Annotated in this window: 20 protein-coding genes and 1 pseudogene; 3 read left to right on the forward strand and 18 right to left on the reverse strand. The window is 38.1% G+C overall.

The features are described from left to right. Positions 1–4: 4 nt before the first annotated feature. From panD to BS614_RS26250, 9 genes are all read right to left on the reverse strand, one after another. Positions 5–370 (reverse strand): aspartate 1-decarboxylase, encoded by a 366-nt coding sequence (panD, locus tag BS614_RS26205; protein ID WP_074096099.1) that lies wholly within the window; start codon positions 368–370, stop codon positions 5–7. After that, on the reverse strand, positions 363–1,673 hold the full coding sequence (gene fabD, locus BS614_RS26210; protein ID WP_074096100.1) for an ACP S-malonyltransferase: 1,311 nt from the start codon (positions 1,671–1,673) through the stop codon (positions 363–365). Before fabD ends, panD begins: the two co-directional genes overlap by 8 nt. 23 nt (positions 1,674–1,696) lie before the next feature. Beyond that, positions 1,697–2,797: a KamA family radical SAM protein gene (locus BS614_RS26215; RefSeq protein ID WP_074096101.1), complete on the reverse strand. Its 1,101-nt coding sequence runs from the start codon at positions 2,795–2,797 to the stop codon at positions 1,697–1,699. Continuing rightward, a complete protein-coding gene (locus BS614_RS26220; protein ID WP_074096102.1) occupies positions 2,784–3,839 on the reverse strand; it encodes an HAD-IIIC family phosphatase in 1,056 nt (351 codons plus the stop codon). The genes BS614_RS26215 and BS614_RS26220 overlap by 14 nt, the downstream gene beginning before the upstream one ends. Positions 3,840–4,166: 327 nt before the next feature. Beyond that, positions 4,167–5,021, reverse strand: coding sequence for a 3-hydroxyacyl-CoA dehydrogenase family protein (locus BS614_RS26230; protein WP_074096104.1), 855 nt, complete (start codon positions 5,019–5,021; stop codon positions 4,167–4,169). Further along, positions 5,018–5,737, reverse strand: coding sequence for a thioesterase II family protein (locus tag BS614_RS26235; protein WP_074096105.1), 720 nt, complete (start codon positions 5,735–5,737; stop codon positions 5,018–5,020). The genes BS614_RS26230 and BS614_RS26235 overlap by 4 nt, the downstream gene beginning before the upstream one ends. Before the next feature lie 499 nt (positions 5,738–6,236). Beyond that, positions 6,237–10,745, reverse strand: coding sequence for a non-ribosomal peptide synthetase (locus BS614_RS26240; RefSeq protein ID WP_074096106.1), 4,509 nt, complete (start codon positions 10,743–10,745; stop codon positions 6,237–6,239). A gap of 56 nt (positions 10,746–10,801) precedes the next feature. Continuing rightward, entirely contained in the window at positions 10,802–11,050 is a 249-nt protein-coding gene (locus tag BS614_RS26245) for an acyl carrier protein (RefSeq protein ID WP_074096107.1), read from the reverse strand. Between the two features lie 269 nt (positions 11,051–11,319). Next, a complete protein-coding gene (locus tag BS614_RS26250; RefSeq protein WP_074096108.1) occupies positions 11,320–14,397 on the reverse strand; it encodes a cyclic peptide export ABC transporter in 3,078 nt (1,025 codons plus the stop codon). 3,122 nt (positions 14,398–17,519) lie between these two features. On the opposite strand from BS614_RS26250, the gene BS614_RS26255 reads away from it, so the two are divergent. Next, on the forward strand, positions 17,520–17,819 hold the full coding sequence (locus BS614_RS26255) for an alpha/beta fold hydrolase (RefSeq protein WP_074096109.1): 300 nt from the start codon (positions 17,520–17,522) through the stop codon (positions 17,817–17,819). Here the strand turns inward: BS614_RS26255 and BS614_RS26260 are convergent. Then, positions 17,816–18,409 carry a YdeI/OmpD-associated family protein gene (locus tag BS614_RS26260; protein ID WP_074096110.1) on the reverse strand — a complete coding sequence of 198 codons (594 nt, stop codon included), beginning with the start codon at positions 18,407–18,409 and terminating at the stop codon, positions 17,816–17,818. The genes BS614_RS26255 and BS614_RS26260 overlap by 4 nt on opposite strands. Before the next feature lie 261 nt (positions 18,410–18,670). On the opposite strand from BS614_RS26260, the gene BS614_RS26265 reads away from it, so the two are divergent. Together BS614_RS26265 and yidD are read left to right on the forward strand one after the other, a co-directional pair. Beyond that, the gene (locus BS614_RS26265) at positions 18,671–18,892 is read left to right on the forward strand and encodes a hypothetical protein (protein ID WP_036617217.1); all 222 of its coding nucleotides are present in this window, start codon (positions 18,671–18,673) and stop codon (positions 18,890–18,892) included. Positions 18,893–19,187: 295 nt separating this feature from the next. Further along, positions 19,188–19,415, forward strand: coding sequence for a membrane protein insertion efficiency factor YidD (gene yidD, locus BS614_RS26270; protein ID WP_074096999.1), 228 nt, complete (start codon positions 19,188–19,190; stop codon positions 19,413–19,415). Between the two features lie 42 nt (positions 19,416–19,457). Here yidD and BS614_RS26275 read toward each other — a convergent pair whose 3' ends face one another. The 8 genes and pseudogenes from BS614_RS26275 to BS614_RS32655 all read right to left on the reverse strand — a co-directional run bounded on the left by BS614_RS26275 (position 19,458) and on the right by BS614_RS32655 (position 23,748). Beyond that, the gene (locus BS614_RS26275; protein WP_244898204.1) at positions 19,458–19,952 is read right to left on the reverse strand and encodes an EVE domain-containing protein; all 495 of its coding nucleotides are present in this window, start codon (positions 19,950–19,952) and stop codon (positions 19,458–19,460) included. Between the two features lie 13 nt (positions 19,953–19,965). Next, a complete protein-coding gene (locus BS614_RS26280; protein WP_074096111.1) occupies positions 19,966–20,502 on the reverse strand; it encodes a DinB family protein in 537 nt (178 codons plus the stop codon). A 67-nt stretch (positions 20,503–20,569) separates the two neighbouring features. After that, positions 20,570–21,517, reverse strand: a complete 948-nt coding sequence (locus tag BS614_RS26285; RefSeq protein ID WP_074096112.1) for a helix-turn-helix transcriptional regulator — start codon at positions 21,515–21,517, stop codon at positions 20,570–20,572. Between the two features lie 212 nt (positions 21,518–21,729). After that, a complete protein-coding gene (locus BS614_RS26290; RefSeq protein WP_157116209.1) occupies positions 21,730–22,233 on the reverse strand; it encodes an S-layer homology domain-containing protein in 504 nt (167 codons plus the stop codon). Positions 22,234–22,274: 41 nt separating this feature from the next. Continuing rightward, positions 22,275–22,703 (reverse strand): hypothetical protein, encoded by a 429-nt coding sequence (locus BS614_RS26295; protein WP_074096114.1) that lies wholly within the window; start codon positions 22,701–22,703, stop codon positions 22,275–22,277. 39 nt (positions 22,704–22,742) lie between these two features. Continuing rightward, positions 22,743–22,886, reverse strand: a pseudogene (locus BS614_RS32645) (hypothetical protein); the annotation flags it as partial. Positions 22,887–23,171: 285 nt separating this feature from the next. After that, positions 23,172–23,465, reverse strand: a complete 294-nt coding sequence (locus tag BS614_RS32650; protein WP_210436951.1) for an IS3 family transposase — start codon at positions 23,463–23,465, stop codon at positions 23,172–23,174. A gap of 10 nt (positions 23,466–23,475) precedes the next feature. After that, positions 23,476–23,748 carry a DDE-type integrase/transposase/recombinase gene (locus BS614_RS32655; protein ID WP_210436952.1) on the reverse strand — a complete coding sequence of 91 codons (273 nt, stop codon included), beginning with the start codon at positions 23,746–23,748 and terminating at the stop codon, positions 23,476–23,478. Between the last annotated feature and the right edge of the window lie 658 nt (positions 23,749–24,406).

The raw sequence follows: 24,406 nt of genomic DNA on the forward strand, positions 1-24,406 counted from the left end.
AATATTATCTGGCAACAGCATCAACAATAGCTTTATTCTGATCATCCACTATAACCACTTTTGGCATGAAGTTGTCCAATTCACTATCATTGTAAATGCCAAATGAAATCACAATGACTTTATCATCAACTTGGGCCATCCTTGCAGCTGCTCCGTTGATACAAATAACACCGGATCCCCTTGGACCAGAAATTGTATATGTTTCAAATCTTAAACCATTATTAATGTTTACGACGAGTACTTTTTCATTTTCAACAATATTAGCTTGTTCCATTAGTTCTTCATCGATAGTAATCGAACCAACGTAATGCAAACAAGCTTCGGTCACCGTCGCTCTATGAATTTTTGATTTATGCATAAGTCTAAACATTATTAAATCTCTCCTCTAGTTGGTTATTGGATATATTTAGTATGATTTTGTTGAATAATTCATTATGTTCTGGAAGGCTTTTTTTCATAGCTTGTAGTCTAAACACCTGTTCCATAACGGGAACTTTCTTATAGGACCAAATCTGCAAAACAAGCTTTAAAGCCTCATTGCCGCTATGTTTACCTTCTCCATTTTGTATGCAGCTTAACAACTGCTTTAACTTGTGCAGAGGCTCAATAATACATTCGTTGTAACTCTGAACATCTTCGTTTCTATTTTTAGTACATAGAGATTCCTTTACACATATTTCCAGAAAATTTCGACTGGCAGAATCCGAACACTCGCTCTTTATAGGAAGTTTTCGATATTCAGAAGCCAAGGACTTGAGAATTGTCTGCTCCTCTTTCTCGTTATAAGCATAAACTTCAATGCCCTTCCACTGTTTTTTGATTAAAGCTTTTAATATGCTTTTTGGTCCTAAATCTACGAACAAAACTTCTCCCTGTGCAATAATATATTCAATTGTTTCATTCCATCTGACAGGTTGAACCATATGCTCACAAAGAATATTTTTTATGTTATCGACAGTCGTATAAGGACTCGCATGTACATTGGAAATCACAGGCCATCGAGGAGAGGTAAATCTCGTCCGAGCCAATAGCTCACGTAAAGAGTCTGCCGCCTCGTTCATTAGGGAACAATGCATGGCTACACCCATGTACAAGGGGGTAATCACCCCACCATTAGATTTTATACTATTCTCGACACGTAAAACTGCCTCATTTTGCCCCGAAATAGCGAACTGCTTCAAACCGTTATAACACGCTATGCTTACATCTTCGTGCGTAGTACTCTTCTGTTTACAGATTGCTTCAACCGTAGCAGAATCAATATTTTCTACTATTGTCATTGCACCTTTTTTTATTAAATTTTGCTCAATAGCCCATTGACTTCTGTTTCTCACGATCCTGAGACTATCAGCAAATGATACGGCGCCGCTACATGTTAATGCGGAGAACTCCCCAAGACTGTGACCAGCTAAAAAATCAGGTTCCAGCCCTAGTTCTGATCGCCACACTTGAAAAGAAGCAACACTCGCTACAAATATCGAAGGTAACATAAAATCCAATTGATTTAATTCACTTATAGGTCCTTCAAAACATAACTTCGCCAGATCGACTCCTAGTTCATCACTTGCCTCGTCATATAAATCTTTTACAAATGGATACGCTTCATAGAAGGTTCGTCCCATCCCAATGTACTGCGCACCCTGTCCCGGAAATAAAACAGCGATTTTCTTCAATCTTCTAGCCCCCTGTATGTTGCCTAAGGTTGAGACCAATAGTCTTTGCTTCCTGGTAAATCATCAAACCATGAAGCATCATCGGGACATTCGAGAATCATGAGTTCCCCATACCTACTCTCACGAGACTGATGATATTTTAAGTACGCTTTTTTATCTTTTATAGCCAAAATTTCGATCTTTCCGGAAGAGTGGCTCATACACAAACGAACGCGCTTTCCTAAACCTGAAGTCTCTCTCTTAGCCGCTTCGACCAGTTCGTATACTTCACGCAAACTGCATACAAAACTTTTGTTACCAGCAACAGGACGATTGACAAAAAAGTAATAAGGCGTTATTCCTGCCCAAGACAACTGATCAAGTAGATCTTTTAAGACTGATGGATCGTTATTTATTCCTTTTAAAATTGGAGTTTGATTCACCAGCACAACTCCAGCTTTAAGAAGTGAGTCTGTACATCTTTTGGCTTCATGTGTAAGTTCTCTTGGGTGGTTAAAATGGCACATCACATAAATTCTTTTTTCCATCTGTGAGTATTGTGCTAGCGCATTAAGAAGTACATCATCTTCATAAATTCTCATCGGATTAAATGCTGGAAACTTGGAACCAATGCGAATGATTTTTACATGCTCTATCGTTCTAAGCTCCTGAATAATCCGCACCAGTTTTGAAGTAGACAATGAAAATGCATCTCCACCGGTTAAGAGCACATTATTAATCTCAGGATGTTGTCGGATATAATCGATCCCGTGTTTGACGTCTAACATTGCTTCCTTAACGTCATTCCGGAACAGGCGCTTTCTAAAACAATACCGACAGTATGCACCGCATACTTCAGATACAATAAGCAATGCAGTAGTAGCATATTTATGTTGGCACCCTGGTGCAACGTAATTCAATTCTTCATCGGAAGAATCCCAACGTCCGTATTCTTGAAGTTCGTCTTCGGATGGAATTACTATTTTGCGGATTGGGTCATTTGGATCATTCCAGTCGATTAAATTCATATAATATTCGTTTATTCTAAAAACAAATTTGTCCGTTACAGGATTTAGACTTTGTTTAATCTCAGTGCTCAATTGATTTATGTCGTTTATGCTTCTTATATATTTAGGCCCCTTCATGTTCCCCCCCTATCTGCTGGCAATCAATTTGGATGTAATCTGGAAGAGTAATATTAGTTACATTATTGTGTTCCAAGATTAGGATATCATCCACATAATTCTTCTCACTAAAGCCTGCAAATTTATATGTTACATACATCATACGATTACGCCCTGTATCAACAAAGTCGGCTAGCAGATTAACTTGGCGAAGTTGTGCTTCTTGAATCAAAATTCGAATAATTATAGAACCGATGCCCCTAGACATCACACGACAAGACATCAGCATTAATCGAATTATCCATTTTCCTTCCTTCACCTCAATCACGACAAGCCCTATTTTCCCGTAATCGCCAAATCTGTCACTTAAACCGATAATCAACGGAATAAATTTTTTTGAATTAATCATATCTTGGAGTTCTTCAAAGTCATACGTATTTCCAGTTGAATTTAACTGATTAGTGCGTATCGTCAGCTCTTCTGCCCGTTTCAAATCTTCGTTATTAAGTGGACCAATTGTCAATTTCATATTTAAGGATGACAAAAACTGTTCTTGTGGGCCATTCATTTCCTCTTCAAACTCGCGTCGTTTTCTATCATTCATATACATCAAACGACGGTTTTTAGAATCTTCAGTTATATACTTTGGATTAAATGCTGATAAATTCGAGATTGTACCAACCTGATTTGCGTGAATACACATGACTTCCGGCAATGCATAACGTACCTCCTCTAGCTCATAATCTTGATCATCAATAAAAGCGATAGCATCCAAGTTAATATTCAATTCACTGGCAATGATACGGATAGATTCTGATTTACTGCCCCAATGAATTTGTGGATAAATGAAGTAGTCACTAAGGCCAAATTCTTTCAGTTTACGCATGGCTAAATCTTCATCATTTTTACTCGCTATAGATATCAGGACACCTCTTTGATCCAAGTCTTTGATTAGGTCTACAGCTTTCTTAATCAGGTATACGGAAGTATCTTCTGCAAGAATCCCTTGCCATAAGGTGTTATCCAAATCCCATACTAAACATTTTATCTGCTTAGGTTTCATAGATTCTCCTCATAAAATGACTTATCAAAATAAATTAATTATTTGTATTCTTTGTTGTTAATTTAGAAAAAACAATGTTCGCGATTGCCTCAAGCGACTGGAAATTGGAGATATCTAGCTCCTGATTAGTAAAAATAATTTTATACTCCGATTCCAGAAAGTGTACCAATTGCATTGCAAATAACGAATTGACAATGTTAAGTTCAAATATGTTATCTGTATCTTTCAATTCGTTTGGTCCAACGAATCGCGTCAGAAAATTTCTAACTTTTAATTTGATTTCATTCATGTTTTTATCTCCTCTACTTTTAATATATCGTTGGGACATTAATAAGAGTAAAATCCTTGTCCGCTTTTTCTTCCATACAATCCGGCATCAACCATTTTCTTCAAGAGTGGAGCTGGCCTGTATTTGCTATCGTTGTAACTCTCGTAAAGTACTTTTATGGAAAAGAGGATTGTATCCAACCCGATTAAATCAGCTGTCTCAAGTGGTCCCATCTTATGTCCAAAACAACTTTTGAATATTTTATCGACCTCATCTACAGATGCCACTTCGTCTTGTAGCAAGAAGACTGCCTCATTGATAGTGAGCATTAGAACGCGGTTAGAGACAAAACCCGGTAAGTCTTTTACGATGATCCAATCTTTGCCCATTGCTCTGAGCAAAATTTCAGTCATATCGAGAGTCGTATCGGAGGTATGGTAACCTGGAATAACCTCAACCATCTCTTTCAGAGGCACCGGATTCATAAAATGGATCCCTATAATTTGAGAAGGTCTGGTTGTCTGCGAAGCGAGACGAGTAATGGAAATAGCAGAAGTGTTAGCCGCTATTATACAGTCTGGAGCACATACACGATCCAATTCACGATAAACACCACTTTTCACTTCCCAGTTTTCGACAACATTTTCGATAACATAATCAGTATTTGCCAGTAACTCGTATCTTGTAGTAAAAGTAATACGTTGTATAAGGTCTTCAACTGGTACTGTGGGAACACTCGCTTCTTCTTTTCTGAAAAAAGTTTGAAAGCGGATATCCTGTATTATTTTCCGTCTTGCTTTCTCAAGAATTAATTCGGTGGTGTCGACGAGAACGACCTCAAAGCCCGACTGCACCAAATTCTGCGTCACCCCCACTCCCATGACCCCTGCTCCAACTACACCTATTCTTCTCATAAATCCTCACCTACCAATTTATTAGTAACTTGCATAATCAATGACTCTAAATTCGATTGAATAAAAAAATGGCCTCCTGGAAATGAATGAATGTCTACACCCTTGGAAACAAGTTTACTCCAATTGCTCTCTTCAATTGCCCCAGACACCAGCGGATCTTTATTTCCAAAGAAAACTGTAAGACTGCAAGGCAGGGGTCTTCTATACGGATTAAACTTGTAAAGTTCATGAATTTTCAAATCATTACGTAAAATAGGTGTATATATCTTAGACCACTCAGCATTTTCAAAAACCTCTTTTGAGGTACCCCCTAGGCTTGTAATATACTCACGGAATTGCTGATCTGGTAATAAGTGAATATATCTGTTCTTATTGATGGCTGCTGGACTACCCACAGCTGCCATAAACAAATATTCTGGAGTAGCGTAACCTGCTTCCATCAATCGATGTGCTACTTCATATGCAACTGTTCCCCCAAAGCTATATCCAAAAAAAGAAAAGTTATCAATTGAATCCAGCGTTGGAGCAATCACTCCATATAAATAATCAACAAGTTCTTTCATCGTCACGCATAAGGGAAGATTTGATTGCTGCCCATGACTAGGATAATCTAACGAAAAGATATCAATCGATTGGTGGATATGATTCTTCCAACTATAATAAGCCGCTGAGGATCCACCGGCATGAGGAAAACAATATAATCGTGAACGCTTCAAATTTCTCATCTCCCTTATCTTACAAAGCGCTATAATTAGGGCGGATTATTTACCTTATCACATCTTCCTTTTAGATTTTGAACATACTATCCTTTTACCTGAATGAACAGTTGCATGGATTCTTTATTAAAAAGGACAATATTAGGAATAAATCATATGGCTCACCCGACTAAAGGATAAGAAACTCTTAACAGTTAGTAATAAATATCCCAAGCTTTATTACTCTTTTTGATGCTTTTACTTCTTTAAGCTGTAATTTGCACTTTGATAATATATAGAATATTTAATATGAGTTAATATATTGTAAAAACTCTTCAATAACTAGCATACCTAACAAAAAAATATAATATCTCTGTTTCTTAAAGAGTTCATGCTCCCTGTATAACACCGGTATAAAATCTGATATTATCAAATCCTCTCGTTTTTTCTTTGAATTAATGCATTCAGTTGATTTTTCACTCCACTAAGAAGTGTGCACTTTTAAAATACTAAAGATTTCTTAAGTAAAAAGTTGATCTAAATCCCCTTGAGTCAAACTTACCAAGTCAAAGTCTGAGGGGGAAAACTGTGGCTCTTCCATTCCAAGACAATGATTAACCATTTGTTGAAGGTTTATAATATATTCACGTACAAATCGTTCCACACTTTCAATATAAAAAACTTTTCTGCTGAACGTGACAGCAACGCATAACTGCTTATTTTTTACTAATACTATAATTTCCAGCATTGCATCAAATTCGTTTTCTTCAGCCTGATCCTTGCCTGTGTTCAAGGTCGACAACTCGAAATTTGTTTTCTCCATACGATCGTCTATCTCTCCCAAGTAGTTAAACCGGATCGTTTTTTCGGTAAAAGTCGGCAGTTTGTTAGCAAGTACTAATGCTCCGTAACCAATACCATGATTGGGCACACTACGGAGATCTTCCTTAATACTTTTGATTTGTTTTCCGAGATCAGCTTCAGGCACGACTAAACGAAGCGGATACATAGATGTGAACCAGCCCACAGTACGTGATATATCTAAATCCGGAAAAACCGCCTCTCGGCCATGTGACTCCATCTCTATGACAAAACTACGCTTTCCGCTCATAGCATGGCAGGTAACTGCTAATGCTGCTACCAGTATCTCGTTTGGTCGAGTATTATACGCTCGATTCGCACTCGTGAATAGTTCTTTTGTAACTTCTACATCTAATTCAGCATGGATAGTTTCGGTATCGCCTACTTTAAGGGTTTCACATCTGAGATCAAAATTCAAAGGAGCTTGTTGGTCTTGCAGCATGTTAGACCAGTAAATAGTTTCATGTTCAATTTCATCATGATATCCTGAGAGTGCTTCAGACCAATTTCGATAAGAGTCCGAAGTAAGCAAAGTTGGAGCCTTCTGAACACCCGCTGAGGATTTAATGAGATGATCCAAATCTTCCAATAGAATGCGCCATGATACAGCGTCTACAATCAAATGATGAGCCGTCAATAAGAGCAAATCTTCGCCGATGTGTCTTTGAAATAAAACACCTTTGAACAAAGGACCTCTCTCTATATGCAAACTCTGTTTACATATAAGCGATTGTTCAAGAACGACTCTTTCGATATCATATGGTGCACAGTTGTCAAGTGAGATGACCTCAAGTAGCTCCGGCTGATCAGAAAAATTAGAAAAATAACGTAACTTGGAGTTCGATTTATCAAACCTGAGTAAAAGTGTATCGTGCAGCTGAATAAGCTGTTTAAATGCATTTAGAATATGCTCGAATGAGAAAGTAATTTTCAAATTTAACAAAATCGATTGATTGTAATAATGAGGATTTTGAAAGTTACTCTTGATAAAATAATCAATAATAGGCGTCAACTTCACATATCCCTTAGAAGGTTCTCTAATAGCCCTCTTACTATTTTCTTCTTTCAGTGCATATACAAGCTCGCCGATGACTGGAAACGATAAAACATCACTAACCTGAAGCTGAAAGCCTTCTATGTTAAGAAGCGTTTTTACCTGAATTGCTTTTATTGAATCTCCACCTAACGAGTAAAAATTATCTCTTAATGAAATTCCCTCTGATTGTAAAACCTCACTCATAACTTTTAAAACAATTTTTTTACGCTTATCTAATGCATCATTGGACATTGGAAGTCTGTTGTTTACGGCTGTCTGTGGAAGTGGTAGTGCTCCACGGTCGATTTTGCCATTCACTGTTACTGGGAGCGCATTCATAAAAACTAAGTATTGCGGAATCATAAAGGCAGGCATTATTTCCAGAAGGGCTTCTCGCACTTCAAATGAAGTCAAATCCTCCCGTTGGTAAACAAGATACGCCGCTAAAGCAGACTTGTTATTCTCATCACAGCAAGCAATCACGACTGCTTCGCTAACTCCATCCACTCTCAAAAGCTGATTCTCAATTTCCCCCATCTCAATTCGGTATCCGTTCAACTTAATTTGTGAGTCTTTACGTCCTACGTACTCCAACTTCCCGTCAGGACGCCAGAATACCAGATCATCTGTCTTATACATCATACCTTTGTTTACAGAAAAACGATTGAACACAAATCGATTTTCCGTCATCTCGGACTGGCCTAAATAACCTATGGCCACCCCATCGCCAGCTATATATAGTTCTCCTACTTGTCCTCTCGGAACCAGTTGCATATTATCGTCCAGTAAATAAACCTGCGTATTTGCAATTGGGCGACCGATAGGAACTGAACCTTGATGATCCACCTCCGGATCAAATTGGTGAGTAATACATCCTACAACAGTTTCTGTGGGGCCGTATTCATTTATTAATGTTACTCTCCTACCGAAGCTATTGTAGATTTCCATTGCTATTGCCGCCTTAAGATCCTCTCCACCCACCACAAGAGTACGTACCGAAGACTCTGTGTTCTCACGTGTTCTGATCATAGACAAATGAGCAGGTGTTAATTTAAGAACCGTAACGATGTTATCAGCAAGGATCTTACGAATAATAAACTCATCTTCGCTGGCTGGATATATTAAGATAGATTGCCCGTTAATGAGCGGCGGAAAAATAGCAGTAATCGTCAAATCGAAAGCTAGAGAAGAGTATAATGCAGAGACGTCATTCTCCTTTGTGTAATAAGTTTTTCCGGCCCACAAAGTATAGTTAAGTAAGCCCCGATGATTTATTACTACCCCTTTTGGATTACCAGTGGAACCAGAAGTGTAAATAATATATACAGGGTCTTCTAACGAAATATAGATGGGCTCCAGGTTAGGAGACGAATCTACTCGTTCAAGAGTTAACCTGTTCACAAACATGATTTTCCCGTCAAACTTAATTCCACACGGAAAATCTACATTAGTTAGAACTAAGGAAACTTGGCTATCCTCCAAAATGTACTTGATTCGCTTTGCTGGATAAGCTAAATCCAAAGGTAAATAAGTCGCTCCAACTTTCATAACAGCTAAAATAGATATAAGAGTTTCAAAAGAATGTGTGATTAGCAATGCTACAATATTCCCTTTTCTGACCCCTTCATTTTGGAGTTTGGCAGCCAACATATTGACATAATCAATCATAGACGCATACGTCATTTGCTCATTTCCACATATAGCTGCGATCTTATTAGGCGTAGAAATTGCTCGCTCCTCTATTAGCGAATAAACAAGTTTATCACCTAAATATTCTACTTCAGTAGAATTCCATTTTTGTGTAAGTAGATAGCGCTCTTGTTTCGAAGTAATCCTCAAATCACCGATAGTTGAGACATCGAATGGATTTAGCACTTGCTCAATCAATAAAATTAACCGTTGGAACATATTTTCAATGTCTTCATCAGTATAATCGCCAGTTAAATAATCAATAACAATCTCTAATCGACCTGTACTATCCCATTCTTTAATAATGAATTGTAAAGAATTAAGTTGTTCGCCACAATACAGTTCCTCATATTCCATCGAGAAGTCATTCCAATAGTTGTTCAGTTTAGTGTTGTAATAATTTACGCTTATCTGTAAAAGTTGATCGTATCCTCTTTTCCTAAGTTCCAGTTCTTGAATTAACAAATCATAAGGATATCTTTGGTGATAATAACACTCCTTCAACTCCTTATTCACTCGCTTTATAAAACTGGTGATCAGTTCACTGCCTTCCATTGAAGTGCGAAATGCTAATGTACTTGTAAACATACCAATTATCTTCTTTTCTATTGCTCCCGATCTGTTTAATAATGGCGTCCCAATGATAAGATCACTTTTTTGTGTTAATTTGTGTTGGTAAATTAATATCATTGACAAAAAAAATGTATTTATAGAAGAGGTATTTGTTTGCAAGTAACTCTTTATTTTGTTTGTAAGTGATCGATCAATCCAGAAACTTTTTCTTGTGCCACATAGCTCAGTTGTTTTTGCTTCTAAATAATTATCAGGCAACGTTTTAAACTTGTTCATCCAGAAGAGTTTATTTTTTTCAAATCGTTTAGAGGATACATATCTTTGTTCCTTAATAATAAAATCCTCGTAACCGTTATTATTCTGGATCTCAACATTCTCTTCGTGGATCAGTTTATTATAAATCTGATTAATCTCTTCGGTCATAATTTGGATACTCCATCCGTCACATACAATATGATGAATTTTTACAAAATAACCAAATCTCTCATCAGAAGTCTTTACAATAATAAATTCATATAATTGCTGGTCAAGAAGTTTGAACGGCTTCGTAAATTGTGAAGTTGCCCATTCCTTAACTTTATTTTCTGAAAGATCGTAATTAGAGAAGTCCAGCATTGTCAGTGGAATTTGCTTATATGCCTCAAACTCTTGAAAGACTTTGTCTTCATTTTCTGTAATCTTAACTCTTAACCCTGAATGTTTCTCTATAAATATATTTATAGCTTTTTCAAGGATTGCAACATCTACCCATCCTTTAATCCACACGATACCACCAATATTATGTAACGAATGATTTGGATATATTTTCTCGATATACCAAATCCTCTTTTGAGGATGACTTAAAGGAACTTTTTTTTGTTCTACTACCATATTTATTCCCCCAATCTACTGTTAAAGTTTATTGATAGTTGTTCTGACAAAAAATATTACTCTCTAATACTCTCCCCTATTATTTCCTTTTCCACAAAAACAACTAACTCACTAATGGTCGAAAAATTCTCCATACTAAGAAATTCGTTTGGAACTTCAATTCCAAAACTTTCTTCTATACTAACAATAAGGCGAATAAAACTGATTGAATTTAATCCAATACCAACTAGATCATTTGTTAATAAAGTATTATCAGGAAGATCTAGTATTTCAATAATAATATTTTTTATTTTCATTTCAATCATCTTGTTATCTCTCCAATACTTTTATATTTGACGAGTTGTCAAGCCGAACATGTAGTCTACTCAAAAGTTAGGTTATGAATTTACGACCCCATCTATGGCTTTTGGGGTTAAATATCATTCTAGTGTTTAGTGCTAATTGTTTCCTTAGAAAATCCTTGACTTTTTTAGAGAATTAAAAATTGGAGCTCTCAGCAGAAGCTCATTTTCAGGATCTATAAACGAAATAGATGCATCCATTATTTTCTGAAGAAATTTACACTCTCTAAAACTCAGTTCACCAGTCTGCCTCTCTCCAGTTGAATTAAAAAGTCTGCACAGTGAAAGTACCTATCATCATGGGATATAACAATTATGCATTTCCCCATAGATTTAAATTCAGGCAACAACTCATAGTAGAAATGTCGACGAAACTCAGGATCCTGATCAGCTGCCCATTCGTCAAACAAACAAATTGGCTTGTCTTCCAAATAAGCAAGTAAAAGTGCCAATCTTTTCTTTTGCCCAGTGGAAAGAGATGTTGTTGAAAAATGGCCATTACGAATCGTCACTTTATCCTCAAGTTGTAAGCCATGAAGAAGTGTAGCAATCCGCTCCTCTTTCTGAGAACAATTAATTCCATACAAACGTTCAAATAAATAATAATCACTGAAAATTGCCGAAAAATACTCACCCATATGCTCGGGAGCTACTATTTTTCCATTAATATAGATATCTCCGTATGTCGGTTTGTACAAACCTGTTATTAATTTAGCCAATGTCGTTTTACCACTGCCATTTCCACCAGTTATGAAAGTAACTGTTCCCGATTGGAATTTAAGATTGAATGGTCCAACTACAAATTGACCACTTTCCTCCCCTCCATAGCTATAGCCAGTGTTTTGCATTAAGAGCTCTATCTTCATATCCGAAGCTATCTGCAAGTTTAATAATTCGCTCGAACTATCCTGGATCTGGGAAATTTCTGCGGATAGGTCTTGAATACGCCTCAATGATATGCGAATTTGCAATAACATAGGATATGCATTTAATATGCCGTTTACCGGGCCAGTTATATAAAGAAATACAAAAACGTAAGTCTGCACAGTTTTTGTTAGCAAATTTGGGAAGATGATTGGGAAAAAAAATGCCACAGTTCCAATAACAACTGTAAATAAAAGTTCTCCCACTACATTTACATTTGCGAATCGGATATCACCTTCAGTCCTTTTAATACGATAAATATTTGAACTTTCATTTAGATGTTCTTTAAATTCTTGATTTTTCGCCCTACTAAGTCGTAGTTCCTTAAATCCGTGAAGCATGTCGCTGACTAATCTAAAAAAAACTGTTTGGATCTCACGTGTTTCGTCCCAAAGCTTTTCTGCCTTACTTCCCAGCCAAAAATATAATCCTACAACAACTAATATAACAATCATGGATAGTATCAATGCATAAATATTAAGCAGGGCAAGGTAAATAAAACAACATATAAGCGTTATAGAGGAAATCACACCTGAAACGACAACATTAACAGAACGACTTACGTTTTCTGTGTCATTGTTTAGCACAGTATATAGCCGTCCAGACTCTATTTTCTCCAACTTTTCGTATGGTGTTTTTAAAATCCTAGTTATCAATTCAGAACGTTTTTCATAGACTAAATTATTGGTCAATGCCACTAGTCTAGTACTAATGTAACGTTGTCCATATACATACATTAAAATACCGAGTGCAAAATAAAAAAGAAGTCCGCTAGTTAAGTTGTCATCTTTACCAAACGTTTGGTTAATGACAAAAATAATATAAGCGTTTCCGAAACCACTTATCATGCCAAGCATAAGTAAGGTGATATAGGGTTTACCCCCTTTTTTTTGGAAAAGCAACATCAGAATATGGTAGATAGCATACACCACACCAAAGGTAGCTGCAGCGCCTATCGCAGGAACTAGTGTAAATGGTGCCCATATATTTAATGCACTCCACGGAAGTTTGAATAACAGTACTTTAGGCAAATAATATAACCCACTTAAGAAAGCAAACAAAAAAAATATAGCCCCGCTTATTTTTACTATTTGCCAGCGGTCAATGCCTGTCCAACAACGATCGCCATTGATGACTTCCTTAAGACAACGTATGATAAGATAAATTACAATCAGGATAACAAGACCAATTATCACTAACAACACTGAGGAAATTTTATCCAGTTTACTGTATGTATCTGGAAGGGGTTCAACAGGAGTCCGTCCTCTCATTATAGACATAACCCCATTGGCAATTTCTGCAGTATAATCGGAATTTAAATTCCCCATGACAGCTACTCCCAACTTTTCATCCTTACGCATAACGATGAATGATGAGAAGTTAGGATTTGTCCCTCCATGCGAAATTTCCCCGCCTCCTGATTGATAAACCGACCAACCACTAGCGTAAGAAGAGCCGTCAGAATCAGGAGCGACGCTTCCATCAATTTGATGTGACTTTTTTATTAATTCCGGGTCAAATTCTATCGGCTCAACGGATCCAAGCTGTATATGCATCCATTTGGCAATATCAGCAGGTGATGAATTCAAATAACCAGCGGGTACGTTTCCACGAAATCTCGGAGCGTTGTAGGCATGCTGTTTAAAGAAACCAAGCTTATAGCCCGTTGCAAGTCCATTTCTTACGGCGTCGTCATGCTTCATATAAGTACTCTCAAGCCCAAGGGAATTAATAATATTTTCCTGCATGTATTCCTCAAAGGATAGGCCAGATACTTGTTGAATGATTAAGCCGAGAATATCGTAATTTATTGTCGAATACATGAAATACTCGCCTGGTAGCATGTTTTTATTCTGCCACAGTTCTTTACCTACCAACATTCTAACTGTCTGTTCCAGAGCATTGTCTGCAACTGAAACAGGTATCTCGCCGATCGTTTCTGGTGGAATTGATGAAGTATGATGTAGAAGTTGGTCAATGGTTATTTCGAATTTCTTTCCTTTGTAATTCATATAAAACCAAGGCAAATACTTTTCAACCGGATCCGTCAATTTTATAAGCTTCTGTTTCTCCAATTGCAAAATGGCCAGACCAGTGAATGCTTTCGTGTTTGAGCCCATTTCAAATAAAGTATTTCCAGTTACAAGAGTTTTAGTATCAATATCACTATAGCCTGAATAGTGTTGATACTTAATTTCATTTCCCTGTACGACAATGACCGCTATACCAGGTATTTTCGCAGCTTTTTGTTGTTTTCTTATATAATCACCAATTAACCCCTCTTTTTTATCAAGCGGGTTTGCTTGCACCGAAAGAATAAAAAACACATTGTAAATCATAAGCATCACTAGAACACATAATACCAACTTCCGTTTGTGTACCACCATTTTTCCCACTCTTTCATATATCTTAGTATTTTACTCACTCTGAACTCTCTTGAGAATTATTGTCATACTATCAGAGGCATTTAGGATTCATTTTCAATCTGTATCATCATTAATTTCACGAATCATTGATAATTATTTATTCCTAGATTAGGTATTTCAAAGTTCAAAATTATTAATGTCGAAATAGAAAATTATATATAACACATTTATTTGGCAGTCCTAACCTCAAGAATTAAATGCCATTTCTGCTTCGTAACAAAACTTTATACCTAAAGGTATTAGCTTTCATCAAATACCCAAATCGCTAACTTGTCATTCAAGTTCGAGTCCCAGTATCTTCAAAGGAGTAATATGAAGGAAAACAAGAAAAATCACACTTAAATGCTCTAATTCAAATAAAACAAATATCCGTTTCTTTTTTTAATCAAAAAAAGAAAAAAACATTTCATGTTCATCAGACAATGCTGATGAACATGAAATGTTTTTCATATATATAAAAATAGGGTTGTTTAGCTTTCAATTAAGACATAGCTTCGCCCATTCATGCTGAGTTTACTGCACTACTAGAAAATCTGGTTTAAGGCTAATCATTAATTAACGTGCCGAAACATCGATTAATTAATTACGTTTAATAAGTAATCCCTTTACTTACAAACTTGATTAGTTTTTTAGAATCCTATCTTTTTACTTTATTACTTAATCTCATTAAAAAATACAATTTTATTATATAAAAGATAAACAAAAATGTATATATAAAATTCAAACAACCGATAATAGTGTTTTTTTTGAATTATTTTACACTAATGGATTTTATAATTTATTTATATCTCTTTACTCACTTTCAGAATTAATTAAATGTGGTATCTTGCAATGACAGCTGAAAACATCGAACAACAATAACATAATAGCAACAGGCTTTTTTACGGTGTACTAATTCAAGACGAATAGGTAAGTGAGCTGCTCCCCGTTAAGTAGACAGTAAAACAAAAAAATGGTTCGTTTAGATAACTTAGCTCGAATGAACGTGCTAAGTTATCTTTTGCGTTGCTCTGCGGTACTCATTCGGAGCCAGATCGTCCCACTCCGTATAACATCAGTGGTTATAGTATCTGATATCACGACGGACTGTCATGTACAGACTTTCATAACTATCATACTTCGTAAGCTAATAATTTTCTGACCTGTACGTAACCCAAAATTGTTTGATCGGCTGGTTTTCCAAACAGCTGCTTTAACAAGAAATGCTCTTTGTAAATCCATACTTCTACTAGTATGTGGCATAGGCTTTTTTCAACGTATCCATCACGAGTTTATTGTTGTTGAAAATGAACGATTACCCATGAAACAATTGAGTTATCTATTCATCAATAATGAAAATTAAATACGCTTTACGCCCGTTACCATAGTTCAGCTCTTTCACATCGGTACACCATTTGACATTCGGAGCAACGGTTCGAAGTTGAGGTTCATTTTATTTTCAGCCACATTGATTTCTGTACAGAGCACGCATAACTCGGCAATAGCGCTTTTTGTTGTACTTCTGTTCAATTTTCGATTTAATTGGGTACGTATTTGACGATAGCCCAAATTTCCATACTCTTGTCTATGATGGTTCACTTCTTTAGTCAGTATACGTACTTCACGTTCCCTCGCAGAAGCTTTCACACTCTGACCATCTGTAATAGACAGATCATACCTTTTCACGATGTAGTTCTTGCATTGCTTGATACCTTTCTACATGTCGAACAAGGTTTAAGGTAATTTTCATCGCCATATCTCTGCCAACTTTATTCTCCATCTCCAGATATTCATTTTAGGCATACAGTTCCTTGATCAGCAACTTGAGTCGTTCATGTTCGCTCAGTCTTCTACATACTTATTACGCCCCGATGATCTAGGAGAGCCTCTTCTTGACCCGATTGATATTTCCCCTCCCATGCACATACTTGCGAATAAGTTATGTCATACTTCTCAGCCGCTTACTGATAGTCAAGTTCACGTGTGAGGGTATATCTTATAATTTTGATTTGTTCCTCCAATGTGGTTTTACATCCTTTTTATGTGAGATCGTCCTCTACCATGAAGGATGTTTCTCCATACTATCTCTTGATTATACTTAGAAATCCATCTCTATAAAACGCTTCGACTTGAAATAAGATAGGTCTGGATTGACTTTTCTATGGAGGAACACCCTTGCAATACTTCTTGTACCGTACCTTGTTAAGCGCTCATTGGGGTACACATGCTAAGCTCTAGATTCCACAAATCCGCGCAACCCCTCTCTTCTTTATATTTCCATATTCATTGCCTAATTTTATACGGACTACATCTCCTAATTGCTTGGCTCCTGGTTTGAACTAGACACAAACGCAACGCAAGGCACTGCTTCACCGCATTGCGTAACTTCGCTTCGAGGGAAACCTGACTTCGTTTTGACACTCCTCCCTCTCAGTGTAGATTAAGTTTTGTTTTTTTCTACTGTCTACTATGAGGGGAGCATGTCTAAGAATGGAGAATAGGCTTTTTATACACACAGGTATCAAAAAAAGTTAGCTATGACACTCTTGATATATTAGGAACACAGACAAAAGTCAAAGATTTTCAATAATATACGCGTAACCAAATTACCCACCTAGTTCTTTCTCAGGAGAATTAAATTGTATATTCTTTTAGTTTAAAAGCTTGAATTGTAATATTAGTGGCTGAGTAGCCATCTTTAAACATCCTGTCAGAGTCACTCAAATCAGTAACAAAGATCGAAGCAAAAGTTTTATACCATGCCATCCTGTAAGTTAATAATGATGCCAAGGCATACAATTAGTGATATAGAATGCTCCTAAACTTGAATTATTTGAATTAAAAGACTTTCAAATTAAATATAGGTTATCATACAAATTTTAATTTTCAATAAAAACATTTATACATAAAATTGTATATTATGATAATTATTTTATTTCGAGAACGTTTAATACAATGTTTAGAAAAATAAACTGATAGGAATGATCTCTCTTTCACTTTAATTACTGTATTGTAGAACACGTATCTCAAGTTAAGATTCACACCTAAGAAGAATTCGCTTATTTACGAAAAATTATGTTGGACTCTTCAGCGATGAATATAATATGCTGGATGCCATTCGTTTTAATAAAGGGATCATCTATTCTCAAGAAATACTGATAAGTGAAGCCCTCAGCCGTCCTTTGCCATCCTTGATTACGAAGCTGGACCTCCCCTTATATTTTGTTATGGGAGATTACGACTTCATGACTTCATCCCATGCCGCCAAGGTGTTTTTTGATCACATTGAAGGAAGCCAAAAGGAATTCATTGCCTATAAAAACTCGGCTCACTACCCACATTATGAAGAGAAGCGTAGATTTTTGGATTGGATGGTAGATACCTTTATTAAGCAAACACCTTAATCATTCAATCCTTTGCCCTCCAGGATCGGCTGCATATACTTCTCTATTCGTGACACTTTTGTCTTGGATTGCTTTGGTTGTGAGAAATAATAGAGATATGCCCGCTGACGTCCGGGTGTCAGTGCTTCAAATGCATCTCGGAAAGCAGGGTTCTCATCGAATTGCTGCTGAAGTTCCTCGGGAACGCTATATTCGGCAGTTTTTTTCATTTCCACTTGCAGTCCGGCTTGTTCCACCTCAATCGCTTGTTGGATGTAGGCTTTAATCCAAGCCTCCTGCTCCACAATCTGCTCCAGACTGGTGAAGCGAAGCTGGCGCTCTGCCTGTACATTCTCCGTTTGCTGGACCAAAATGCCGTGCGTATCCTTCAGCAGAGCACCTTTGAAAAATAGAATGGCTACGTACTCTTTGAACCCATGGATTAAAACGATGTTTTTCCCATCCAGCATGTAACAAGGATGCATCCACTTCATATCCTCTGTCAGTTCAAAATCCCGAATAATCTCTCTCAGCTTCGTGGACTCTTCCTTCCACGTTTTGAGTTTCTTTAGATAGCCGTCAACTTTGCGATTCCCACTTGTATCCGTCATGGAGAAATACCTCTCTTTATCTCATGTTCTTATAGGTTCAATTGTACTGGTTTTCAGTGGATTGTACAGCGTTGCTTACAGAGCTTTTATTGACTTTTCTACTTGAATTTAAACCTTAATAGCAACAAAGACCATCCTGTTAGATGGCCTATCATTTAATCCAATCCCATCTAATAAGTTTCAATCGACAGTTTACCATCCCCATAGTAAAATAATGGAATGTCTATTGCCATAATTCCAACATACGAAAGGAAGATTTAAATGAGAGAGTACACAGTTGTTCCAGGTCCGAAAAATGTTCAAGTAAACCGAGGTGATACTCAGGCTGCTGTTAATTTATTTGCGGATATCATTAATCACAAAGCACAATCTGGATGGACCTATCAATCGATGGAGTCGCTATCCGTCACTGAGAAGCCCGGTTGTCTCCAGCAACCTGTTACAACGCATCATTATATGCTTATTTTCTACAGAGAGATTTAATAATAGTACAACAATCATGAGAAACTCAGAATCTGAGGAACTGATATTTAATAACATGCCATCCGAAGAAGAACTTATTAGACTCTTACATACACATCATGAAGAAAACGATCCTCGAAGCAGTTTCTATATAAGAACTCATGTTATTCCAGAAATCGATTGGTTGAAGTCTTTGCTTAACGTTACACTTGCATTATTCGCAGGTCTAATCATCTCTATGATATGTTTCTATCTCTTGAATCCATTCATTCCAGTATATGCTTTGCTGAGTGCCCAGATTGTTTTCATAGCAAGTATGTTATTCATAGTTCTACGACGTGTTAGAGTGATCCTGATATGGAGTATTAGAATTTATCAACGTTTTGCCCCCATTGAGGTGAGGAACAAATGTCGTTTTGAACCAAGCTGTTCTGTGTATATGATTCAAGCTATTGAGAAATACGGGGCGATTAAAGGTCTATCCTTGGGCATCCAGCGTCTTCGCAAATGTAATATCAACGGTGGAGGATATGATTATCCTTAAAATTAAAAGGTCCATAGACAATCTATGGGCCTTTTGCTTTGGTTAACATTTCTGGCTTAAGCTAATACCGAGCAGTGGCTGTATCTCTTCTTCCAACATGGAGGAAGCTATCATCATGAAGTCTTCAGCCCCAATTTCAAAATGACCTTTACGAAATGGAAACCCCCAATTGCGATTACCGCGTGTAAAACTGAGTTGGTCTAACAACGTTGCGATCTTTACTTCTCGACACGGAAGATAACGCAGATCTCGGCGAAAGGGTATAAAGGATTCCGACATCTGATATTGGTATATCCTGTCGTCGGTAATTTGACCAATAGCAGTAAAAGCCTGAAGTGGCTTTCCAGTTGATATGTCTGTGCGTGGAGAATAGTATATCAGCCAATCACCCGCGGACATTTGTCGCAACAGCGCTGACTTGCCATGGCACAACTGCGCAAACCCTCCCTCTACGGCTACATTTACATGAGAAGCAGATACAACACCAATCCAATATCTACTGTCCTGATTTGGTTTCATGGATACATTCCATTCCATTCCCTTCTCTCATTTACATTTCCAGATTGGATTTCAATCGATCCAATTGCAAAAAATGATGTCTGTAGTGCATCTCTATCAACAAAAACCACTCCTGAGCACTTAGAACGCCAAGCCTTGGATGACGTATTTTGTTGTTTACGGACGCTTGGTGTAAAACAGATGCCGTGCTTCTCATCCGATCCACTACCTCGTGAAGCCCATCGATCAAGGACTCTATACTCTCGGGTGGTTGCGGGGTGTACTGCGGGGAAGCAGGGACTTTAACAGGCACGGGAGGGAATTGTCCTAATTCAAACACTTGCCTGCCCAGTTCTGTTTTTTCCTCACCCGAGTTTAATGTTGAATCCCCGCTGCTCAAACAGTGCTCAATATTATGCAGATGCAAGAAAAGCGCTGATTGAATCAAATGTACATACATCTGTCCAATGGACCATTCCTCTTCACTTTGTTTTTTATGTAAGCTCCCCATATCCAATTTGTTCAGTTCTGCCAAATATCGTTCTACTGCCGTTTCAAATGATTTCAATACTTCCGTTGTACTTCTCATCCTTCAACCCACTCCTCTTGATCTGTGATATATCAAAGTATAAAAAAACACTACTGACAGGTGTATGTCAGTAGTGTTTTAAGATGTTTTTGGCTACTTCCTGCATTCGGAAGCGTAAAGACTCCGGCTCCAAGACCTCGATATCTCCACCCCAGCCAAGTAAATAATGCAATATTTCTTCCGGGTAGCGGACACGAAAATGAAAAATGAAACCTTCCTCTTGCTCCTCAAATGCATCCATATAAAAATGCAGGGCCTCCATAACTTTGTCAGTGATTTCAGGTTTAGCCCTAATTAATACTTGCTCGTTACGGTCGTCAGGAGGTCGATAACTGTTAAGATCAAAATCCGGTGGCAAAAGGAATTGATCCTCCAGCACGGAAAGTTCAGTCATCCGTGACAAACGAAAATGACGAATGTCTTGTCGCATATCACAACGTGCAATTAACATCCAATTCTCCTGAACAAGTGAGAGGCCATAGGGTGAAACCTCTCGCATGTTATACCGATTTCCATCCGTTCCTGGCATTTTTTTCAGATACATAAAGCTGATTTTACGCTGATCCAGAATGGCATTACGTATCTGGTTAAGGTATGTTTTCACCCGTGCTCGGGTTAAAGGTTCAACCGTATGAAGCAGTCTCATCGTTTCCCGAACACGTGTTGATTCGTCACGAACGGATTCAGGTAAAATCGCTTCAATTTTGCGTTGAGCCGACTTAGCCTCCATCGCGTATTCTGTATCCATTCTCTGTTCGATAAAATCAGCTCCCATGAGCAGGGATACGGCTTCTTCTGCGGTGAAGCTTACCGGGGGCAGAAAATATCCTTCCATGAGGGAATACCCATGACCCGGAGCTCCCATGATCGGAACACCAGCCTCACTTAATGCCTGAATATCTCGATATATCGTACGTACACTTGTCTCAAATTGAGAAGCTAAATCTTCTGCTCGTAACATCTTTCTTCGCTGCAATTCAAGCGTAATCGCAAGCTGCCGCTCTGTTTTGTTCATTTTCTAGCCCCCACCGTTTCATCATCCAAACCTAACTCATTCTATCACAGTAACTTGCCCTTTCGTTTCGTGAATTAATGCTATGGAACTTCTCAAATACCATCCAAGATGAGATAGTCTTAATCCCAAAAAAACTGATACCCCAAAAGGATATCAGTTTTTTTATCTGCTTTATATCTGCTTTATATACGGTTAATTATCTTCGTTACCTCTTACACGTACATGGCCAGCAACAAGTTATAGATCATCGTCGCAGCTTCCGCTCGAGTCGTTTCACTTCCTGCACGAACCGTATGGTCTGTATATCCACTCACAATCTTGGCCTGCACCGCTGCATCCAGTGCTTCTTGTGCCCAAGATGGCGTCTGCGATGCATCAGTGAAACTTGGTTTAACGGAGGTATTACCGGACATTCCGGCTTGTGCATCTGAACTTACTTTCAGCGCATTCGCCATCATGACTGCCATCTCGGCACGGGTAATGGTCCGATCAGGCTTAAATGTGTTATCACCATAGCCTTTCACGATTCCGGCTTGCACGGCTGCGGCAATATCACCTTTTGCCCAGTCTGGCAGACTACCTTGATCTGCAAATGTCAGATCCGACTCCACGGACTTCAATGCCAGCGCCTTACTGAGCAACGTAACAAACTCTGCCCGTGTGATCTTCTTCGATGGTTGGAATGTACCATCTGTGCAACCTTGAACTACGTTCATGCCCAACAAGCGATCTGCGTAGTCAGAAGCCCAGTGTCCATTCAGGTAAATAGATTCACTCGTGTGTAACTGGACACAACGAATGTACCCAGATGATTTACATTGGCTGTTATGCTTCCTGCTGCATTCGTCTTGCCACCGATAAATAGCCAGCTCTGGCGAGCTTCATTATAATAGTAGATTGCAGGTTGGGTACCATTCGGCAAATCTGCCGAAGCCACATTTATACTCAACTCCGCCTGATCATTCAACGTTCTTCCGCCACTGCGGCTAATCTGTACAGCTTGTCCCAGTACATTCAGGGAAGATGTATTCTGCAACTTATCCTTCGCAACCACAGATATTTGCAACGCATCCTTGGAACCAATGGCTCCCGATGGAACATTGAATTGCACGATGTCTTTCAAACCCGTTTGGACCGGCTGATTCGCTTCCACCTCAAGCGTCAGTAGCTTGCCCTCGTTATTCATTAGTTCCGGCTTGGAGCTGGACCAGCTGATGGTTGCTCCATGCTTCCCTTCAACAGGAAGGGTAAGATCGGAATGGACCGCGTTCAGATCGCCCAGATCGATTGCTTGAAATGTATCGGTTACCGCCTGTGCGTCACTGTAAGGTTTGGCACACTCACGAAGATTGGGTTTAAATGCCTCTATATATCAAAACCATATGCCAATTTTCATCATTATACGAATAGGATCTAAACAAATTCTGATGGATTTTTAATTTTGAAATTATAAGAAGATACAAATATTAGTTGTATCTTCACAAGGGCATATATTTTATAAGAGGAATCGACTTTCTCAGAATCTATTTATTTAGATGAAAGTATGTTTTGGGCTGGAGAACACGTGTATTACACTCAGAAACAAATTAAATTTATTCTCATGACCCCTTTGGTCATAGACCCGTGAAGTAGACAATAATAAAAGAGTTTTCTATTATGCGGCTACGTTATTCGGGAATTCAATCGGGGAAACGTAGCCGAGTTTGTTCTGGATATGCTCCTCGGTATAAAACGAAATATAATTCGTAATTTTGCTCCGTGCTTCCCCCAGATTTTGAAGTTTCTCCAAATACAACTTTTCCATTTTTAGACGGGAAAAGAACGATTTAATAGAAGCGTTGTCGAAACAATTTCCACGGCGAGAATGGCTTCCTATCATCTTTTTCATTTCAAGATGCTTGGCATATGTTTGGATGTTGTACTGAAATGCCTGATCTGAATGGAGCATTGGCCGCTTTTCAACTTCTCCACGTATTCGTCACGAGTTTTAAGTCATTTCGTTCGGAAAGTTCCCAAGCCATAATCTCATTGTTATACAACTCCATCACGACACAGAGATAAGCAAACTCATGTCCAATTTGTACATACGTAATGTCAGTCACCAGATTCTGAGGAGGAGTGTTGGCCAAAAATTCCCGGTTTAAGATATTGTGGAACAGAACCGACCGTTTTCGGTCAGCAAACAGAGGCTTTTTTCGAATCACGGAACGAATGTGAAGTTCTCTTATCAAAAGACTCACCTTCTTGTGATTCACCACGAAACCTCTTTTTCCCAAGGCGATTCGCTACGTTTGTGACCGAAATACGGGCGGAGTCGGTGAGTCCCTAGAATGTGTGCTTTAAGATCCGCATCCCGTTCTGCTCGCTTCTCTCTACAGGCAGTGTTCTTCTTCCGCTTGTAGTAACTTCTTCACAGCCAAACTACGGGAGCCCACGTGCTTATTTCTCGAATGGACTGGCACCGGGCTTCGAAACCCAGCTTCCCTCCCCGTGCAAGTTTGGATTGAGCTTGTTTAGATAATCTACCTGTGCTTTCAAATAGGCATTTTCTTCTTAGGTACTGCTAAAATGCTTCTTCTCCAGCGTCCCCGCTAATCCTCAAAACCCTCTTCGTTTTGGCTTTTAAGCACACATGCGATAACCGAATTTTCCTTCTAAAACCAAAAATATCCATAATTCGGCTGTACACCCAACTTTCCTCCACTCTTCGTTTCTCCACTGTATCCATTATAAGTCTGACCTTTCTTTGCTGGCATAGTAAAAATCACCTCCGGTTCTCAGTGTTGAGATCACTCTAACGTCATCCCTTTTTTTACTGACTATCTTGAGAGGATAATACCACTTTCTTTACACTTCTACCTTTTAAATTTTTCACAATTTCTGATACGC

The organism is Paenibacillus xylanexedens (assembly GCF_001908275.1).
Classification (GTDB): Bacteria; Bacillota; Bacilli; order Paenibacillales; family Paenibacillaceae; genus Paenibacillus; species Paenibacillus xylanexedens_A.

Bases quoted from the DNA above. Each gene is read 5' to 3' on its own strand.
- yidD (WP_074096999.1), top strand. From the start codon at position 19,188: ATGTTATTCATAGTTCTACGACGTGTTAGAGTGATCCTGATATGGAGT.
- BS614_RS26265 (WP_036617217.1), top strand. From the start codon at position 18,671: ATGAGAGAGTACACAGTTGTTCCAGGTCCGAAAAATGTTCAAGTAAAC.
- BS614_RS26295 (WP_074096114.1), bottom strand. From the start codon at position 22,703: ATGAATAACGAGGGCAAGCTACTGACGCTTGAGGTGGAAGCGAATCAG.
- BS614_RS26250 (WP_074096108.1), bottom strand. From the start codon at position 14,397: ATGGTGGTACACAAACGGAAGTTGGTATTATGTGTTCTAGTGATGCTT.
- BS614_RS26220 (WP_074096102.1), bottom strand. From the start codon at position 3,839: ATGAAACCTAAGCAGATAAAATGTTTAGTATGGGATTTGGATAACACC.
- panD (WP_074096099.1), bottom strand. From the start codon at position 370: ATGTTTAGACTTATGCATAAATCAAAAATTCATAGAGCGACGGTGACC.
- BS614_RS26215 (WP_074096101.1), bottom strand. From the start codon at position 2,797: ATGAAGGGGCCTAAATATATAAGAAGCATAAACGACATAAATCAATTG.
- BS614_RS26280 (WP_074096111.1), bottom strand. From the start codon at position 20,502: ATGAGAAGTACAACGGAAGTATTGAAATCATTTGAAACGGCAGTAGAA.
- BS614_RS26245 (WP_074096107.1), bottom strand. From the start codon at position 11,050: ATGATTGAAATGAAAATAAAAAATATTATTATTGAAATACTAGATCTT.
- BS614_RS26240 (WP_074096106.1), bottom strand. From the start codon at position 10,745: ATGGTAGTAGAACAAAAAAAAGTTCCTTTAAGTCATCCTCAAAAGAGG.
- BS614_RS26230 (WP_074096104.1), bottom strand. From the start codon at position 5,021: ATGAGAAGAATAGGTGTAGTTGGAGCAGGGGTCATGGGAGTGGGGGTG.
- BS614_RS26260 (WP_074096110.1), bottom strand. From the start codon at position 18,409: ATGACGGATACAAGTGGGAATCGCAAAGTTGACGGCTATCTAAAGAAA.
- BS614_RS26275 (WP_244898204.1), bottom strand. From the start codon at position 19,952: ATGGAATGGAATGTATCCATGAAACCAAATCAGGACAGTAGATATTGG.
- BS614_RS26290 (WP_157116209.1), bottom strand. From the start codon at position 22,233: ATGAACGTAGTTCAAGGTTGCACAGATGGTACATTCCAACCATCGAAG.
- BS614_RS32650 (WP_210436951.1), bottom strand. From the start codon at position 23,465: ATGCTCCATTCAGATCAGGCATTTCAGTACAACATCCAAACATATGCC.
- BS614_RS26255 (WP_074096109.1), top strand. From the start codon at position 17,520: ATGCTGGATGCCATTCGTTTTAATAAAGGGATCATCTATTCTCAAGAA.
- BS614_RS26285 (WP_074096112.1), bottom strand. From the start codon at position 21,517: ATGAACAAAACAGAGCGGCAGCTTGCGATTACGCTTGAATTGCAGCGA.